We start from the raw sequence: 17,537 nt of genomic DNA, 5'->3' as shown, positions 1-17,537 counted from the left end.
AGCCGGCCGCTAGCCGTCTCCGTCGTCGCCCGCGCCGTGATTCGGGTTCGTGCAGATCGTGCCCTCACACGGCACATCTGAGCCATCACCGTTCGGATTGGGCATCACCGCACCACCGTTCTCGTCCGGATTGTCACCGGCGCCGTGATTCGGGTTCGTGCAGATGGTCCCCTCACACGGGACCATCGACCCGTCTCCATTGGGGTTGGGCATCATCGGCACCGTCGAGGTGGCAGGCGCCCCCGGTTTCTGCGGGGCTGCCGGCGTCGTGGGCGCGTGGCTCGACGAGGTCACCGGGGCTTGAGTGGTCGTCGGCGCCTGCTGGCTGCTGTCAGTACCGCACGCAACACCGCCGAGTAGGAGTGCTGCCGCGACGGGAATTATCTTGTGCAAACACTTCATACCGGCCGACGGTATCAACTGACGCGGGACAGCTCGGCAAGTTTCCGAAGGTCCACGTGGAAGTATCTATGGCACAACATGATTGGCTGGACTCGCGGCGCCCCGGCTCAGAAACGAAAAGCGGCTCCGGCAGTGTCACCGGAACCGCTTTGAACTGAACTTTATTTGTGGAGCCTAGGAGATTCGAACTCCTGACATCTGCCTTGCAAAGGCAGCGCTCTACCAACTGAGCTAAGGCCCCGTGTTCGGCCGGGGCGGCTCTACGTCCGCCTCGTGCCAAACCTCTTCACCGTGGCGTGACCGCCAGACGATCACCGCCGCGGCTGCGATGCCGGCCAGAAGTACGAACCGCATGGCGCAACCTCTTCCGATGATCACCGGTTACACCGGGTGTCGTGGGCCTAGGAGGACTCGAACCTCCGACCTCTTCGTTATCAGCGAAGCGCTCTAACCGCCTGAGCTATAGGCCCGAAAAATGGGATCGACCGAGCGCAGAGATTACCGCACCGGGCCGCAGTCTCCCAAATCAATCCCGGTCGGCCAGCGTGACCTCGACTCCACCGACCAGGTCGGTGGTCAGGTTGTAGATGAAGGCACCGATGGTGGCCATCGCGCACAACACGACGATGTTCACCAGGCCGACGAGCGCCGCCCCTCCGAAGATCGTTCCGCTGGAGACCAATTCGCCGCCCGAGGCGCCGCTGGCGCTGGTCAGCAGATCGCCGACATTGCTGTTGAGCTTGCTCCAAACGCCCATGGCCCCGAGCACCAGGTAGAGGAAGGCCACCGCGATCATCCACACGAAGAACAGCACGACCGAGAGCACCAGTGAGACCTTCAGCACAGTCCACGGATCGACCCGGCGGATCTGCATGCTGGCCCGGACCGGCCCCTGATGCGTGGTGCGACCGGCGACCTGGATGCGGGTGGTCGGAGCGTTGCTCGAGGACCTGGCGGCTGGTGTTTCGGCCGATGCCTTGCGTGGCGCCGGCCGCGGCGACGGCCCGGACAGATCGGGGATCTCGCTCGCATAGGCCTCGGACCGCACCGGCTCGTTACGTGCCGCCGAGGCAGCCGACGAACCCGATGGAGCCGACGACGCCGAGCGCGTGGGCCGGGCTTGCTGTTCGGTCTCTTGGCTCTCCGTGCCGGCGACGAAGCGCTGCAACCGGGCTTCCACGCCGGGGGAGTGGGAGCCAGCCGTACGGGCACTTTCGTCACGTGTCTCGGTCGCCGGCTGCGACGTGGCCCTGCCGGTTCCACGCTGCCATGGCGGGGCCTCACCGGTCTCGGTGATCTGACCGCCCGCCGCCCGCGCCTGGACGCCGGTGGCCTTGCTCGTGGTGGAGGCGCTCTCGGCCCCGGCGGCCCCGGTACCCGAGCCGTTGGTGCTGCCGGGCCGGTCGCCCGCTCGCGGGTAACCCGGCTCGCTCGGTGAACTCACCTAACAGCTCCTTAGCTCAGGCCGAGGTCCGCGTCGGGCCTCGGCGACAGCGTCATTCCTCGTCGGACTCGTCACCATCCGGATCCGAGTCCTCCTCGGCGTTGCGCGCAATCGCAATCAGTGTGTCGCCCTCGCCCAGGTTCATCAAGCGGACACCCTTGGTCTGGCGCCCGGCCTTGCGAACCTGACGTGCGGCGGTCCGGATGACGCCGCCACCGGAGGTGATGGCGTACAGCTCCGTCTCGTCATCGACGATCAGCGCTCCGACCAGACTGCCACGTTTGCGGTCGTACTGGATCGTCAGGATGCCTTTGCCACCGCGGCCCTGAACCGTGTACTCGTCGATCGCGGTGCGCTTGGCGTAGCCGCCTGCGGTCGCGACCAGCAGATATGTGTCCGGTTGGACCACGTTGAGCGACAGCAGCCGGTCGTCCTCGTTGAACCGCATGCCCTGTACGCCAGAGGTGGCCCGGCCCATCGGCCGCAGCGCCTCATCGGTCGCCGAGAACCGGATCGATTGGCCGTTCGCGCTGACCAGCAGCAGATCGTCGTCCGCCGAGCACAGCACCGCGCCGACCAGTTCGTCGCCGTCGCGCAGGTTGACGGCCACGATGCCGCCGGAGCGGTTGGAGTCGAAATCGACGAGCTTGGACTTCTTGACCAGACCGTTGCGGGTGGCCAGCACCAGGTACGGCGCATCCTCGTAGCTCTTGATCTGAATCACCTGGGCGATGCGCTCCTCCGGCTGGAACGCCAGCAGGTTCGCCACGTGCTGACCGCGCGCCGTGCGCGACGCCTCGGGCAGGTCGTAGGCCTTGGCCCGGTACACCCGGCCCTGCGTGGTGAAGAACAGGATCCAGTCGTGGGTCGAGCAGACGAAGAAGTGGTTGACGATGTCGTCGGCCTTCAGCCCCGCTCCCTGAACGCCCTTGCCGCCGCGCTTCTGGCTGCGGTAGAGGTCGGTCTTGGTGCGCTTGGCGTATCCCGTCTCGGTGATGGTGACCACCACGTCCTCACGGGCGATCAGATCTTCGTCGCTGACATCGCCGTCGGCTGGGACGATTCGGGTGCGACGGTCATCGCCGTACTTCTCGACGATCTCGGCCAGTTCGTCGTGGACGATCGCGCGCTGGCGTTCCGGTTTGGCCAGAATGTCCTCGAGGTCGGCGATCTCGGCCTCGATCTTGGCCAGGTCGTCGACGATCTTCTGGCGCTCCAGGGCTGCGAGGCGGCGCAGCTGCATGTCCAGGATCGCCTGGGCCTGGATTTCGTCGATGTCGAGCAGCTCGATCAGCCCGGCGCGGGCGATCTCGACGGTTTGCGAGGCGCGGATCAACGCGATCACTTCATCGAGCGCATCGAGTGCCTTGACCAGGCCGCGCAGGATGTGGGCGCGTTCGTTGGCCTTGCGCAGCCGGTAGGTGGTCCGGCGCACGATCACGTCGAGCTGGTGTGCGACGTAGTACCGGATCATCTGATCCAGCCGCAGCGTGCGGGGTACGCCGTCGACGATCGACAGCATGTTGGCGCCGAAGGACGTCTGCAGCTGGGTGTGCTTGTAGAGGTTGTTCAGCACCACCTTCGCGACGGCATCGCGCTTGAGTTCCACCACGATTCGCAGACCCACGCGATCACTGGACTGGTCCTCGATGTTGGAGATGCCGCCCAGCTTGCCGTCGCGCACCTGCTCGGCGATCGAGGTGATGAAGTTGTCGTGGTTGACCTGGTAGGGCAGTTCGGTGATGACGATGCCGGTACGGCCCCGGCTGTCTTCTTCGATCTCCACCACACCGCGCATCCGGATCGAGCCGCGGCCGGTCGTATAGGCATCGTGGATGCCCTGGGATCCGACGATCAGACCGGAGGTGGGGAAGTCGGGCCCCTTGACCCGTTCGCACATCGCCGCCAGCGTCGTCTCTTCGTCGGCCTCGTGGTTCTCCAGGCACCAGTACACGGCCTCGGCCAACTCCCGCAGATTGTGCGGCGGGATGTTGGTGGCCATGCCGACGGCGATGCCGCCGGAACCGTTGGCCAGCAGGTTGGGGAACCGGCTCGGCAGGACGGTGGGTTCTTGCACCCGGCCGTCGTAGTTCGGGATGAAATCGACTGTCTCCTCGTCGATTTCGCGCAACATCTCCATGGCCAGCGGTGTCAGCCGGGCCTCGGTGTACCGCATCGCGGCCGCGGGATCGTTACCCGGCGAACCGAAATTGCCCTGCCCGTCGACCAGTGGGTAGCGAAGCGACCACGGCTGAGCCATGCGGACCAGGGTGTCGTAGATCGACGAGTCACCGTGCGGGTGATAGTTACCCATCGTCTCGGCCACCGAGCGCGCCGACTTGGCGTGGCTGCGATCGGGCCGGAACCCGGAGTCGTACATCGCGTACAGCACGCGGCGGTGCACCGGCTTGAGGCCGTCACGCACCTCGGGCAGTGCACGACCCACGATCACGCTCATCGCGTAATCGATGTAGCTGCGCTGCATCTCGTGCTGGATGTCGACCGGCTCGATGCGGTCGCCGGCTTCGCCGCCGGGCGGCAGAGTGGTGTCAGTCATGTGATCCTCGGTTGTCGATCGAGCCGGTGGATGTCTTAAACGTCCAGGAAGCGAACATCTTTGGCGTTACGCGTGATGAAGCTGCGCCGGGCTTCGACGTCTTCACCCATGAGGATGGAGAAGAGCTCGTCGGCCGCAGCCGCGTCATCAAGCGTCACCTGACGCAATACCCGCACCGTCGGGTCCATCGTGGTCTCCCACAGTTCCTTGGCGTCCATCTCGCCGAGACCCTTGTAGCGCTGGATGCCGTCGTCGACGTTGATCCGCTTGCCCGCCGCCTTTCCGGCCTCGAGCAGACCATCCCGCTCGCGGTCGGAGTAAGCGAACTCCGGTTCCTGACGCTGCCACTTGAGCTTGTACAGCGGTGGCTGCGCCAAGAAGATGTGCCCGTGTTCGACCAGCGGTTTCATGAAGCGGAACAGCAGGGTCAGCAGCAGGGTCGAGATGTGCTGGCCGTCCACATCGGCGTCGGCCATCAGCACGATCTTGTGATACCGCAGCTTGCTGAGGTCGAACTCGTCGTGGATGCCAGTGCCCAGGGCGGTGATGATGGCCTGGACTTCGGTGTTCTTCAAAACCCGGTCGATGCGGGCCTTTTCGACGTTGATGATCTTGCCGCGCAGCGGCAGGATGGCCTGGAACATCGAGTCGCGGCCACTCTTGGCCGAACCGCCGGCCGAATCACCCTCCACCACATACAGTTCGGACTTCGTCGGATCGGTGGAGCGGCAGTCGGCCAGCTTGCCTGGCAGGCCGCCGATGTCGGTAGCACTCTTACGCCGGACCAGTTCACGGGCCTTGCGTGCGGCGATACGTGCCTGTGCTGATGAAACCGCCTTGTTCACAACGGTTTTGGCCTCAGCCGGATTGGCCTCGAACCAGTGGGTGAGCTGCTCGTTGCAGATCTTCTGGACGAACGACTTGACCTCGGTGTTCCCGAGCTTGGTCTTGGTCTGGCCCTCGAACTGCGGTTGGGCCACCTTCACCGAGATCACCGCGGCCAACCCCTCACGGATGTCGTCGCCGGTGAGGTTCGGGTCCTTGTCCTTGAGCAGCTTCTTGTCCTTGGCGTACTTGTTCACCACAGTGGTCAGCGCCGAGCGGAAACCTTCCTCGTGGGTGCCGCCCTCATGGGTGTTGATCGTGTTGGCGAACGTGTGCACCGACTCGGAGTAGCCGGCGTTCCACTGCATCGCGACCTCGACCTCGTGCCCGGGACCCTTGCCGTCGAAGTCGATCACGCTGGGCTGGATCGCGGTCTTGGTGCGGTTGATGTGCTTGACGAAGTCGACCAGACCGCCGGGGTAGTGGAAGGTGCGGTGCTTCACCTTGTGCGGGGCGGCGGCCTCGGCTGCCGTCTCTTCGGCCGACTTCGGGGCGGCCGCGGTGTCGGCCACCACCTCGTCGACCACCTCTGCCTGGGTCACCCGCTCATCGGTGAGTTCGATGGTCAGGCCCTTGTTCAGGAACGCCATCTCCTGCAGTCGCCGGGCGATGGTCTCGAAGTCGTAGACCGTGGTCTCGAAGACGTTCGGATCCGCCCAGAACCGGATCGTGGTGCCGGTCTCCTTGGTTTTCTCACCCTTGCGCAGGGTGCCGGGGACCGAGTTGTCATAGGTCTGGAACCACTCGTAGCCGTCGGTGCGGACATCGGCTTCCAGCCGGGTGGACAGTGCGTTGACCACCGAGACACCGACGCCGTGCAGGCCGCCGGACACCTGGTAGGCGCCTTCCTCGAACTTGCCGCCGGCGTGCAGGACGGTCATGACCACGTCGATCGTCGGGATACCGGTGTTGTGCATGGCCACCGGAATGCCACGCCCGTCGTCGGTGACCTGGACGCCACCGTCTTCGAGGATGCGAACGTCGACCTTGGTGGCGAAGCCGGCCATCGCCTCGTCTACCGCGTTGTCGACGACCTCCCAAACCAGGTGGTGCAGGCCACGTTCACCGGTGGAGCCGATATACATGCCGGGGCGTTTACGAACGGCTTCGAGCCCTTCCAGCACTTTGATCGAGTCGGCACCATACTGATTCTGGGCAGCCACGTCGGACGCGTCTCCTTGGGGTTCGCGGGAGGCGGTTGCGTCACCGCCCTGCAGATCTCGCCACAGTCTACCGGTCGATACGTACAGGGCCGACTCTGTAGCGGCGTTTCCACCTATCTAACTGCGCCGTGCGCGGAATTTCTCGGCCATCGGTGCCTCCGGACGCTTGAGAAGATCCATTTCGCGCGTCTCGGCGTTCTCAGCGCAGTGCTAGCCGTAAGTGTCGCGGGGACCCCGGCCCGCGATGTGATAGCGGCCCTTCCGCCACGACGGGCCGACCGGGCCGGTGATCTTCAGCGAGGTCACCACACCGTCGCCGACCGCGGCGGCGATCTTGGCCAGGAGCTGGGATTGCACCATCCGAAGCTGGGTGGCCCACGCCGTGGATTCCGCCGAAACGGTCAACACCCCTTCCTCCAGGCCCGTCGGGTTGGCATGATCGGCGATCTGGTCGCCGACCACGACGCGCCAACGACCGAACACCGAACCCTCGGCCACCTTCGAAGACCAGCCGCGGACCTTGGCCAGGTCCCGGGTGGCCGTCCCGAGGAGCTGCGGATCGCGCACGTCGGGCCCCGGACCGGACCAACTGCGGCGTCGTCCCGCGTTGCCGGCCACCCGCCGTACTGGGGCGCTGCGGCCCCGGCCGACATCCTTACCTTGGCTGCGGGCAGCGCCTCGAGCCTCTTCCAGAGTCCGCCGTACCAGATCCATTCCGCGCATCCGGCTGAGTTCGTCGGGTGACGCCGCCGGGGCGGGGGCAGCCGGGTCGCGGGATTCCGCCGGATCATTCGTCATGACTGCACCACCGATATCCGTCCCTGATCACCCTCGGTCATCCTGATCTCGACGCGATCGATTGCCCAGTCCGGCGGAATGTCCTCACCGACCGCCGCCGTGACCAGAACCTGCTCTGCTTCACCGGCCACGGCGGCCAGCGCCTGCCGGCGCGCAGTGTCCAGCTCGGCGAAAACATCGTCGAGCAACAGCACCGGATCGACCCCGTCCGACCGCAGCAATTCGTAGGCCCCCAGCCGCAGCGCGAGCGCCATCGACCACGATTCACCATGGCTGGCAAAGCCTTTCGCGGGCTGGTCGCCGAGCCACAACTCGAGATCGTCGCGGTGTGGGCCCACCAGACAGACCCCGCGGTCCAACTCCGCGTTTCGCCGCCGGGACAGCGCATCGAGCAGGGCTGCCTCGTAGAACTCCACGGTTTCCGGACCGGGTGCGTTGGCGATGGCCTCGACACTGCTGCGGTACCGGATGGCGGCGGGCCGACTGGACGGTGCCAGCAATTGATAGGCCTTCTGAACCTCGGGATGCAATTGCTCGACCAGCGCGATGCGCGCGGCGACCAACGCCGCGCCGTGTGCGGCGAGGTGTCCGTCCCACACATCGAGGGTGTCCAGCGCGCTGCGATCACCCCGATAACGTGCTCCCGCAGCGGTTTTCAACAGCGCCGTGCGCTGCCGCACCACCTTGTCGTAGTCGGCGCGGATACCCGCGATGGCGGGGCGACGGGTGGTGGCCAACTCATCGAGGTATCGCCGGCGCTCCCCGGGATCCCCTCGGACGAGCGCCAGATCTTCCGGACTGAACAACACCGCCCGCAGAACTCCGAGGATTTCGCGGGGCGATCGGACCGGCGACCGGTTCAGCCGGGCCTTGTTGGCCCGGCCACTGGTGATCTCGAGATCGACCGCGAGTTCGCGGCCTTCGTTGACCACGATGCTCGAGACGATCGCGCGCTCCGCACCGGCCCGGATCAACGGTGCGTCGGATGCCACCCGGTGGGAGCCGAGCGTGGCGCAATACCACAGTGCCTCAACGAGATTCGTTTTGCCGAATCCGTTCGGACCGACGAATACCGTGCGGCCGGGCTCGAGCTCAAGCTCGACATGTGCCCAGGACCGGTAGTCGGTCAGTCCGAGGTGGCGGACGTACACAGTGCTCGCACCTAACCGGACTCGCTGATCCGGTGTACGGCGTGGCCACCGAACTGGTTGCGCAACGCCGACACCGCTTTCATGGTGGGGGAGTCCTCTTGTCTCGAGGCGAAGCGGGCGAACAACGACGCCGCGATCACCGGCATGGGCACCCGGTGACTGATCGCTTCCTCGACGGTCCAGCGGCCTTCCCCGGAATCCTCGGTGTAACCGCTGATGGCGGCGAAGCCGGGATCTTCCTTGAGAGCCTTGGCCAACAGCTGCTGCAGCCACGACCGGACGACGGTGCCGTTGGTCCAGGCCTGGATGACCGCCTGGGGATCGGTGATCAGTTCCTCGGCCGCGAGCAGCTCGTATCCCTCGGCATACGCATGCATCAGGCCGTATTCGATGCCGTTGTGCACCATCTTGGCGTAATGACCCGCACCCACCGGGCCGGCATGGACGAATCCGTCGGCCGCCTCGCCCTCCGGACGCAGCGTGTCGAAGACCGGCATCGCACGGGCCACATCGGCATCGCTGCCGCCGACCATCAACCCGTAGCCCTCGTGCAAGCCCCAGACGCCGCCCGATACGCCGGCGTCGATGAAGTTGATTCCCTTGTCGCCCAACAGCTTTGCGTGCGGTCCATCCTCGGTGTAGCGCGAGTTACCACCGTCGATCACCAGGTCGCCCGGCCCCAGCACATCGGCGAGGGCGACGATGGTCTCGTGGGTGACCGTGCCCGACGGCACCATCACCCACACCACCCGCGGCGCCTCGAGCGCACCCGCCAGAGCGGCCAGGTCGGCCACGTCACTGACTTCCGGACGCGGGTCGTATCCGATCACCTCATGGCCACCGGTGCGCAGGCGCTCGCGCATGTTGAAGCCCATCTTGCCCAGGCCGACTAACCCCAGTTGCATGTGCGCCCTCTCTCGCCCGAGCCGGTCAGCCGGGGAGGCGTACCGGCATCAACAGATAGACGTAATCGGTCTTGGCAGCCGGGAACGGACCCGAACCACCCGTACCACCATCCTCGCTCGTCGGCCGCAACACCGCGGGCCGGCTCGGCGTGGTGAAACCGAAAGTCACCCGATCGGAATGCAGGGAGCTCAACCCATCGGTCAAGTAGGTGGGGTTGAACGCGATGGTCAGCGGGTCCCCGGCGAACTCCACCGGCAGATCTTCCTCGGCCCGGCCCACGTCGTCGGCGCCGGCCGACAGCCGAAGGGCGTCGTCGCCGAACTCCATCCGGATCTGAGCCCCCCGGTCAGCCACCAGTGCCACGCGCTTGATCGCCTCGGTCAGCTCGGCCACCCCGATCGTGGCCACCGCGGTGTGCTCACTGGGCAGCAGCTGACGGAACTTCGGGAACTCCGCATCGAGCAGGCGGGTGGTGCTGCGCTTGCCGTTACTGCGAATACCGAGCAGGCCGTCCTTGCCGACCGTGTCCCCGGAACCCAGCGACAGGTGCACCTGGTTGCCATCGGTACCCGCCTTGGCCGCCTCGGCCAGAGTCTTCGCCGGCACCAGCACTGCGGCTTCGACGTCGGTGGCGCTGGTTTCCCAGGTCAACTCGCGCACGGCGAGGCGGAAGCGATCAGTCGCGGCCAAAACCACTGATTCACCGGAGATCTCGACCCGGATACCGGTCAGCATGGGCAGCGTGTCATCGCGGCCCGCCGCGACCGCGACCTGTCCGATGGCCTCGGCGAACAGATCGGACGACACCACGCCGGTCTCTTCCGGCAGGGACGGCAGCGCCGGGTAATCCTCGACCGCCAGGGTGGGCAGGGAGAACCGGGCACTGCCACAGGTCAACGCGACCCGGGTGCCTTCGACGCTGAGTTCCACCGGCTTGGCCGGCAATGCCTTGGTGATGTCCGACAACAACCGCCCTGACACCAAAACGCTTCCAGGAGAGGCGATTTCAGCGCTGACTCGGACCTCGGCGGAAACTTCGTAGTCGAAGCCGGAGATGGTCAGACCGTCATCGGTGCCGGTCAGCAGGACGCCGGCCAGGACCGGGATGGTGGGCCGGGTCGGCAGATTGCGGGCCACCCAGGCCACCGCGTCCGCGAAGTCCTCACGCACCACGCGGAACTTCAAGTCGGTCAGCCCAGCCGTCGTCGTCGCCACGTGCTATGCGCCCCTTCGATGATCCCCATAACGAGCTCTACCTGCGTCTTCCGAAACCCCGCCAGACAGCGTGACGCTGAATGACAAAGATGGAAACCGCTGTCGATGAACCACCGTAGAGCTTTCCGCATCAACTTGAAAGCTAATCGATCGGGGTGACATGGGGACCGGCTCGTGCTGCGAGGCCCGATCAGACGGGCGGTTCGTCCGGTGTCCCCAACCCCCTTCTTCTAGAAAGAACTCTTAGAAGATATTTGAGTAACAGTATTAGGGGCTGTGAAAACTGGGGATGAACGGGTGTTTGCCCAGTCCCATCGGTGTGTCGCACTGTGAGTCGACTGTGGAGACCGGTGGACGGACCGGTGCTCGAGTGTGGACAGACGCCGGAGTGTGAATGAGTTTGTCATTCATCCAGTGGTTTGCCCGCAGGTTGTGCACAGCAGTTTCCACAGCGGTGAGCTGTGACTTCTGAGGCGCAATGAGGCGAAAGTTGTTACAAGATTTTTCGCCGGACAGACGGCGCGAGTCCATGATGTGAGACGCCGCGGCGTCACGGACGTACTTCGCCGGCCGTCTCGTGGCATTCCGCGGGCAGCATCCAGCCCAGTCCGGGGCGTGATCGTGCGGGGAGAAACAGGGCGACTCAGCGCTTGGCGCGCTGGCGGATCCGCGTGGTGAGCTCTTTGACGTGGTCGAAAACCTCACGCCGTTCGGCCATCTCGCCACGGATCTTCTTCTCGGCGTACATGACGGTGGTGTGATCACGCCCGAACGCCTGGCCGATTTTGGGCAGGGACAGGTCGGTGAGCTCGCGGCACAGGTACATGGCGATCTGACGGGACTGTGCCAGCGCCCGGGTCTTACCGGGGCCGCGCAGCTCCTCCACGGTGGTCTCGAAGTACTCGGCGGTGGCGGCCATGATGGCGGCGGTACTGATCTGCATGGTCGTGGCGTCGGCGATGAGATCGCGCAACACGACTTCGGCCAGTGACTTGTCGATCCGCGTCTTGTTGAGCGACGCGAACGCGGTGACCCGGATCAGTGCGCCCTCGAGCTCGCGGATATTGCGTTCGATGCTGCTGGCGATGAGCTCCAGGACGTCGTCCGGGACATCCAGGCGATCCATCTGCGCCTTCTTGCGCAGGATCGCGATGCGCGTCTCGAGCTCGGGCGGCTGAACGTCGGTGATCAGACCCCACTCGAAGCGGGTACGGAGCCGGTCCTCGAGGGTGGCCAGCTGCTTGGGCGGCCGATCCGAGGAGATGACGATCTGCTTGTTGGCGTTGTGCAGGGTGTTGAAGGTATGGAAGAACTCTTCCTGGATACCTTCCTTACCCTCGATGAACTGGATGTCGTCGACCAGCAGGATGTCGATGTCGCGGTAACTCCGCTTGAACGAGGCCTTGCGGTCGTCGCGCAGGGAATTGATGAAGTCGTTCGTGAATTCCTCTGTGGAGACGTACTTCACGCGCATGCCGGGAAAGAGACGCTGCGCATAGTTTCCGGCCGCATGCAGCAGATGCGTCTTGCCGAGGCCCGATTCGCCCCAGATGAACAACGGGTTGTAGGCCCGGGCTGGCGCCTCGGCGATGGCCAGGGTGGCGGCGTGGGCGAAGCGGTTCGAGGCACCGATGACGAAGGTGTCGAAGGTGTAGCGCCGGTTGAGGTTGACCGCGTTGTCGTCGCTGACCGTCGAGTCACGCTGCGGACTGCTGAAGTAGGTCGGCCAGGTCTCCTCGGCGCTGACCTTGGCGGCGCGGTCGTCGTCGATCTCGTCGGAGTCGGCGGCGGGCTCGGGCGATGCGGAGTCGGTCTCGCGGCCGGCCGGAGTCTCGGCGGGGGAGTCCTCGGGTACCTCGGAGGGGGTGGCGATGCGCACGCCGAGCTCGACCCGCTGACCGAGTTTGCGACTGAGCGCGTTGATGATGGGCTCGCGCAGGTGACGTTCGATCTCGTTCTGGACGAACGTGGTGGGGACCGAGAGCAGAGCAAACCCCTCGGCGATGACCAGGGGTTCCACCAGCTTGAGCCAGGCCCTTTGCTGAGGGGTCAGCTGGGGTGCGGCTGAGTCACCCGTCAGACCTGACTCCGGGTCGCGGTCGCCGTTGAGTTCGGCGACGACGCTGTTCCAGACTGCGACGAATGGTGGGTCGGGGTCCGCTGTCAACGACCGTTTCCCCCTTTGAGGTGCTTCGAGGCCGATCCGGTGACGACCAAAAAGAACGATGACGAACTGTCCACATATTTATCCACAGCTTGTGGAGAAAGGACAGTCGTCGTCGCTCTGTTGTCTGTTGTGAGGGCGTCGTGGCCGGTGTTGTCACCTGCTGCGAGGCTTGCGGCGGAGCGACGTCCTCGATCTTATTGTCAGGGGCCGGTCCAGGCTCGGAACGGCATTGCCAGAAGCTAACAGTTTTCTCTCGATGTGCCAACAGTTCTGCAACATCGGATGCCGCCGATGTCGGCGGTTCGGCGCAGGTTTGACCGAGGGAAATCTCATCAGTACCCTCGAGCAGTCGCCCGCACGTGGCGATACGGCTGCGCCCGGGAGGTTCCGGAGAATGCGCCGGTTAGTAAAGCACGACGGACGAGCTTAAACCGAGCTTGCACGGTGACCGTGTTCTTGGCGACATTTCGGTGTCGGCGGGCGCGGTTGCCAAACGGAACAAGGAGAGATTGCCGTGGCCAAGGGCAAGCGGACCTACCAGCCCAACAACCGCCGCCGTGCGCGCGTGCATGGGTTCCGGCTGCGGATGCGCACTCGCGCCGGCCGCGCCATCGTCGCCAACCGTCGTAGCAAGGGCCGTCGCGCACTCACTGCGTGATACTTCGGCTTTCCGGCAGGATCTAGCGCGGTGCTTCCGGCTCGATACCGGATGAGGCGATCCGCGGAGTTCAGTGCCACCGTCAGTCGTGGTGTGCGTGCGGTACAACCTGATGTTGTCGTACACGCCCTGCGCGAGGGGACGGACGCCACCGGCCCGCGGGTCGGCTTGATCGTGTCCAAAGCCGTCGGCAACGCCGTCGAACGCCACCGAGTGTCGCGGCGGCTGCGTCACGTCGCTCGTACCGTGATACCGAAACTGGATGCCACCGACCTGGTGGTGATCCGGGCGCGTGCCGGTAGCAGTGACGCACCGTCACCGCGGTTGGAGCAGCAGTTGCAACGTGCTCTCGAGCGCCTTGAAGCGCGGCGCGGGACGTCACCATGATCCGCAGGGCGGGTGCCCGTGCGGCCCGCGGTGCGATCTTCCTGATCCAGCTCTACCGTCACACCATCTCTCCGCTTCGACTGCCGTCGTGTCGATTCATGCCGACCTGCAGTCAGTACGCGGTCGACGCCCTCACCGAATACGGGTTGTTCCGCGGCGGGTGGCTGACGTTGATCCGACTGCTGAAATGTGGGCCGTGGCACCCGGGCGGATGGGATCCCATCCCGGATCGGTGTCCACACGACCATGAGTCCACCAGCCGTGCCGAGACCGTCTCTGGCGAAATAGCCGCCGGCGAAAACCTTGTCTGGGAGACCCCAGCGAAGCGAGGGGAGAGCAAGTCGCGTGTTTAACTGGTTCAGCCTGGACATCATCTATTACCCGGTGTCGGCGATCATGTGGGTTTGGTACAAGGCGTTCGCCTTCCTGCTCGGCCCCGACAACTTCTTCGCCTGGGCGCTGTCGGTGATGTTCCTGGTGTTCACCCTGCGCGCGATTCTGTACAAGCCCTTCGTCAAGCAGATCCGCACGACTCGGCAGATGCAGGAACTGCAGCCACAGATCAAGGCACTGCAGAAGAAGTACGGCAAGGACCGTCAGCGCATGGCGCTGGAGATGCAGAAGCTGCAGCGCGAGCACGGGTTCAACCCGATCCTCGGCTGCCTGCCGATGCTGGCGCAGGTGCCGGTGTTCCTGGGGCTGTACCACGTGCTGATGTCCTTCAACCGGACGCAGACGGGTATCGGTCGATTGGGCTTGTCGGTGGAGGAGAACCGCAGCCTGGCGAACTATGTGTTCAGCGCAACCGACGTGGGTCACTTCCTCGATGCCAACCTGTTCGGAGCACCGCTGGGCGCGACGATGATCCAGCAGCACGGGCTCGAGGCGTTCACGGAATTCAACCGGCTGGCCGTCGTGCTGGTCGGCGTTCCGATCATGATCCTGGCCGGTGTCGCCACCCACTTCAACAGCCGGGCCTCGGTCGCTCGCCAGAGCGTGGAGGCCGCCGCCAACCCGCAGACCGCGATGATGAACAAACTGGCGCTCTACGTGTTCCCGCTCGGTGTGGTCGTCGGCGGTCCGTTCCTGCCTCTGGCCGTGATCATGTACTGGCTGTCCAACAACATCTGGACCTACGGTCAGCAGCACTACGTGTTCGGGATGATCGAGAAGGAAGAAGAAGCCAAGAAGGCAGAGGCGATCGAGCGCCGATCGGCGAACGCGCCGGCGCCTGGCGCGAAACCGAAGCGGGCGCGCAAGCCCGAGGCAAACGCCCCGGCGGAGTCCGGCGATCAGGCGGAGGTTCAGCCCGACGCCGAGGAAGCGCCGAAGGAGACCCAGAAGGACACGGCTGGTGGATCGGAAGGGCCGAGCGTTAATCGCACGCCCAAGCCCGGTGCCCGCCCCAAGAAGCGGAAACGGTGACCAGTTCTCACGCTGGCTACGAGTAGGGAGAAGACGATATGACTGATGCACAGACGACCGAGCCCGGCGCCGAGCTGGAGGAGGACACCCAGTCCGCGCCGAAGAGCGAGGACGACCTGGAGGAGCGACTGGTCGCGGAAGGCGAGATCGCCGGCGACTACCTCGAGGAGCTGCTCGACCTGCTCGACTTCGATGGCGACATCGACCTCGACGTCGAAGGCGACCGGGCAGTGGTGAGCATCGACGGCGGTGGCGATCTGAACAAGCTCGTCGGCCGCAAGGGTGAAGTACTCGACGCTCTGCAGGAGCTGACCCGGCTGGCCGTGCACCAGAAGACCGGCGAGCGCAGCCGGCTGATGCTCGACATCGCGCGGTGGCGGCGCCGGCGCCGGGATGAACTCGCGGCTTTGGGTGACAAGGTGGCCCGTCGCGTGCTGGAGTCGGGAGAGCGTGAGGAACTGGCGCCCATGACTCCGTTCGAGCGCAAGATCGTTCACGACGCAGTGGCTGCGGTCGACGGCGTCCGCAGCGAGAGCGAGGGCGTGGAGCCGTCGCGTCGCGTCGTGGTTCTGCTCGGCTGAGCGCAGCCGGCTGAGCTTTAGTTACAAAGGTGTAGTTCGTTTGCGGCGACGGTGCCGTAGGGAGTGCGGAGGATGTTTCACGTGAAACATGGACCGGTCCCCGCGGCACCGGAGGCCGCGGCGGGGGTCTTCGGAGATCGTCTGGAGACCGCCGAACGGTACGCGGCGATTCTGGCCGGTGCCGGTGTCGAGTGGGGTCTCATAGGTCCGCGAGAAGTGGACCGGCTCTGGGATCGACACATTCTGAATAGCTCCGCTCTAGGTGAGCTCCTGGCTCCCGATGAACGCCTCGCCGACATCGGCAGCGGCGCCGGCCTCCCGGGTATACCGTTGGCCCTGGCGCGCCCCGATGTCCATGTCACATTGATCGAGCCGCTGCTGCGGCGTAGCGAATTTCTACGCGAGGCCATTGATGAATTGGGGCTCGATGTGACCGTGGTTCGCGGCCGGGCCGAAGACTCTGAGGTTCGTGGATCTGTGGGCGAGTTGGATGTGGTGACTTCGCGTGCGGTGGCCTCGCTGGACAAGTTGACGCGCTGGAGCATGCCGCTGCTTCGCGTCGACGGAAGGATGCTCGCCCTCAAGGGCGAGCGCGCCGAGGTCGAGATCGAAGAGCACCGGCGTGTGATGGCTTCCCTGGGTGCAGTCGATGCCAGGGTAATGAGATGTGGCGTGAACTATTTGAACCCGCCCGTAACCGTCGTCGCCGCACGGCGCGTGGCGGTGCAACCGGGCAACCGGTCAACGGGCAGAGCCTCCGGGTCGCGGGGGAGATCGGGCAGGAGATGAGGATGGGTTCTAATCGGCAGGCACCCGCAGGCGCGGATGCTACGCCCGCCGTTTCACGTGAAACGGTTTCACGTGAAACATGGAACAAAAATGGCGGCACCCCGTGGTCCACGGACGCCATCATGGACACGCCCATCGCGGCAGAGGCGGAGCAGGCGACGCGCGTCCTCCATACCTCGCACGGGCAGCTTCCGCGGCCGTCGCGGCAGCGGGTGTTCACGATCGCGAATCAGAAGGGCGGCGTCGGCAAGACCACCACGGCGGTGAACGTCGCTGCGGCTCTCGCGCTGCAAGGGTTGCGGACGTTGGTCATCGACCTCGATCCGCAGGGCAACGCCAGCACCGCACTCGGCATCGAGCACCGTCCCGGGACCCCGTCCTCGTACGAGGTTCTCATCGGAGACATCCCGGTGGAGGAAGCGCTTCAGCAGAGTCCGCACAGCGACCGGTTGTTCTGCATCCCGGCGACGATTGATCTGGCCGGCGCCGAGATCGAATTGGTCAGCATGGTGGCGCGCGAAGGACGGCTGCGGGGGGCGCTTGCCGCCCTCGCCAACCACAACTTCGACTACGTGTTCATCGACTGCCCGCCGTCTCTCGGGTTGTTGACCATCAACGCTCTGGTAGCCGCGCCTGAGGTGCTCATCCCGATCCAGTGCGAGTACTACGCGCTGGAGGGTGTGGGGCAGCTGCTGCGCAACATCGAAATGGTGAAGGCGCATCTGAACCCGGAGCTGTCGGTATCGACGGTGATACTGACGATGTACGACGGGCGGACGAAGTTGGCGGACCAGGTCGCCGAAGACGTGCGAGAGCACTTCGGCGACAAGGTGTTGCGGACGGTCATCCCACGGAGCGTCAAGGTGTCGGAAGCTCCGGGATACGGGATGACGATCCTCGATTACGATCCGGGTTCCCGTGGCGCGTTGAGTTACCTCGACGCGAGCCGTGAGATCGCAGAGCGCGGGGCACCGCCCCGCGGGCAGTAGACGCCAGAAATCGACAGCCA

The 17,537-nt window shown here is 65.1% G+C and carries 16 protein-coding genes, 2 tRNA genes and 1 pseudogene; 8 read left to right on the top strand and 11 right to left on the bottom strand.

Annotation, left to right across the window (positions count from 1 at the left end; translation table 11 throughout):
- Positions 1-9 precede the first annotated feature (9 nt).
- Positions 10-198, bottom strand: a pseudogene (locus QQ25_RS31670) (hypothetical protein); the annotation flags it as partial.
- Here QQ25_RS31670 and QQ25_RS31040 point away from each other — a divergent pair.
- A complete protein-coding gene (locus QQ25_RS31040; RefSeq protein WP_162627839.1) occupies positions 164-304 on the top strand; it encodes a hypothetical protein in 141 nt (46 codons plus the stop codon). The pseudogene QQ25_RS31670 and the gene QQ25_RS31040 overlap by 35 nt on opposite strands.
- A gap of 266 nt (positions 305-570) precedes the next feature.
- Here the strand turns inward: QQ25_RS31040 and QQ25_RS00745 are convergent.
- The 10 genes from QQ25_RS00745 to dnaA form a co-directional block, all read right to left on the bottom strand.
- Positions 571-643, bottom strand: a tRNA-Ala gene (locus QQ25_RS00745).
- Positions 644-798: 155 nt separating this feature from the next.
- Positions 799-872, bottom strand: a tRNA-Ile gene (locus QQ25_RS00740).
- Positions 873-928: 56 nt separating this feature from the next.
- Positions 929-1,846, bottom strand: a complete 918-nt coding sequence (locus QQ25_RS00735) for a DUF3566 domain-containing protein (RefSeq protein ID WP_039326653.1) — start codon at positions 1,844-1,846, stop codon at positions 929-931.
- A gap of 52 nt (positions 1,847-1,898) precedes the next feature.
- Positions 1,899-4,403, bottom strand: a complete 2,505-nt coding sequence (gene gyrA / locus QQ25_RS00730) for a DNA gyrase subunit A (RefSeq protein WP_039326652.1) — start codon at positions 4,401-4,403, stop codon at positions 1,899-1,901.
- A 35-nt stretch (positions 4,404-4,438) separates the two neighbouring features.
- Positions 4,439-6,451 (bottom strand): DNA topoisomerase (ATP-hydrolyzing) subunit B, encoded by a 2,013-nt coding sequence (gene gyrB / locus QQ25_RS00725; RefSeq protein ID WP_039376594.1) that lies wholly within the window; start codon positions 6,449-6,451, stop codon positions 4,439-4,441.
- Positions 6,452-6,661: 210 nt separating this feature from the next.
- Positions 6,662-7,249, bottom strand: a complete 588-nt coding sequence (locus QQ25_RS00720) for a DUF721 family protein (protein WP_039376591.1) — start codon at positions 7,247-7,249, stop codon at positions 6,662-6,664.
- The gene (gene recF / locus QQ25_RS00715) at positions 7,246-8,400 is read right to left on the bottom strand and encodes a DNA replication/repair protein RecF (protein WP_039376590.1); all 1,155 of its coding nucleotides are present in this window, start codon (positions 8,398-8,400) and stop codon (positions 7,246-7,248) included. Before recF ends, QQ25_RS00720 begins: the two co-directional genes overlap by 4 nt.
- Positions 8,401-8,411: 11 nt before the next feature.
- The gene (gene gnd / locus QQ25_RS00710) at positions 8,412-9,305 is read right to left on the bottom strand and encodes a phosphogluconate dehydrogenase (NAD(+)-dependent, decarboxylating) (RefSeq protein ID WP_039376588.1); all 894 of its coding nucleotides are present in this window, start codon (positions 9,303-9,305) and stop codon (positions 8,412-8,414) included.
- A 25-nt stretch (positions 9,306-9,330) separates the two neighbouring features.
- The gene (dnaN, locus tag QQ25_RS00705) at positions 9,331-10,521 is read right to left on the bottom strand and encodes a DNA polymerase III subunit beta (RefSeq protein WP_039326647.1); all 1,191 of its coding nucleotides are present in this window, start codon (positions 10,519-10,521) and stop codon (positions 9,331-9,333) included.
- Positions 10,522-11,164: 643 nt separating this feature from the next.
- Positions 11,165-12,688, bottom strand: a complete 1,524-nt coding sequence (dnaA, locus tag QQ25_RS00700; protein WP_039376586.1) for a chromosomal replication initiator protein DnaA — start codon at positions 12,686-12,688, stop codon at positions 11,165-11,167.
- A 514-nt stretch (positions 12,689-13,202) separates the two neighbouring features.
- Here dnaA and rpmH point away from each other — a divergent pair.
- The 7 genes from rpmH to QQ25_RS00665 all read left to right on the top strand — a co-directional run bounded on the left by rpmH (position 13,203) and on the right by QQ25_RS00665 (position 17,517).
- A complete protein-coding gene (gene rpmH, locus QQ25_RS00695; protein ID WP_003883350.1) occupies positions 13,203-13,346 on the top strand; it encodes a 50S ribosomal protein L34 in 144 nt (47 codons plus the stop codon).
- A 30-nt stretch (positions 13,347-13,376) separates the two neighbouring features.
- Positions 13,377-13,733 carry a ribonuclease P protein component gene (gene rnpA, locus QQ25_RS00690; protein WP_039326645.1) on the top strand — a complete coding sequence of 119 codons (357 nt, stop codon included), beginning with the start codon at positions 13,377-13,379 and terminating at the stop codon, positions 13,731-13,733.
- Positions 13,730-14,086: a membrane protein insertion efficiency factor YidD gene (gene yidD / locus QQ25_RS00685; RefSeq protein ID WP_039326644.1), complete on the top strand. Its 357-nt coding sequence runs from the start codon at positions 13,730-13,732 to the stop codon at positions 14,084-14,086. Before rnpA ends, yidD begins: the two co-directional genes overlap by 4 nt.
- Positions 14,079-15,158 carry a membrane protein insertase YidC gene (gene yidC / locus QQ25_RS00680; protein ID WP_039376584.1) on the top strand — a complete coding sequence of 360 codons (1,080 nt, stop codon included), beginning with the start codon at positions 14,079-14,081 and terminating at the stop codon, positions 15,156-15,158. The genes yidD and yidC overlap by 8 nt, the downstream gene beginning before the upstream one ends.
- 38 nt (positions 15,159-15,196) lie before the next feature.
- Entirely contained in the window at positions 15,197-15,739 is a 543-nt protein-coding gene (locus QQ25_RS00675) for a Jag family protein (protein WP_039326642.1), read from the top strand.
- A 72-nt stretch (positions 15,740-15,811) separates the two neighbouring features.
- A complete protein-coding gene (rsmG, locus tag QQ25_RS00670; protein WP_039326641.1) occupies positions 15,812-16,528 on the top strand; it encodes a 16S rRNA (guanine(527)-N(7))-methyltransferase RsmG in 717 nt (238 codons plus the stop codon).
- A 2-nt stretch (positions 16,529-16,530) separates the two neighbouring features.
- Positions 16,531-17,517 (top strand): ParA family protein, encoded by a 987-nt coding sequence (locus QQ25_RS00665; RefSeq protein ID WP_039326640.1) that lies wholly within the window; start codon positions 16,531-16,533, stop codon positions 17,515-17,517.
- Positions 17,518-17,537: the final 20 nt, after the last annotated feature.

Origin of the sequence: Mycolicibacterium setense (assembly GCF_000805385.1) — a bacterium.
Taxonomy (GTDB): Bacteria; Actinomycetota; Actinomycetes; order Mycobacteriales; family Mycobacteriaceae; genus Mycobacterium; species Mycobacterium setense.
Note: the sequence above shows the minus strand (reverse complement) of the source record. Positions and strands in the feature narration are given on the sequence as shown.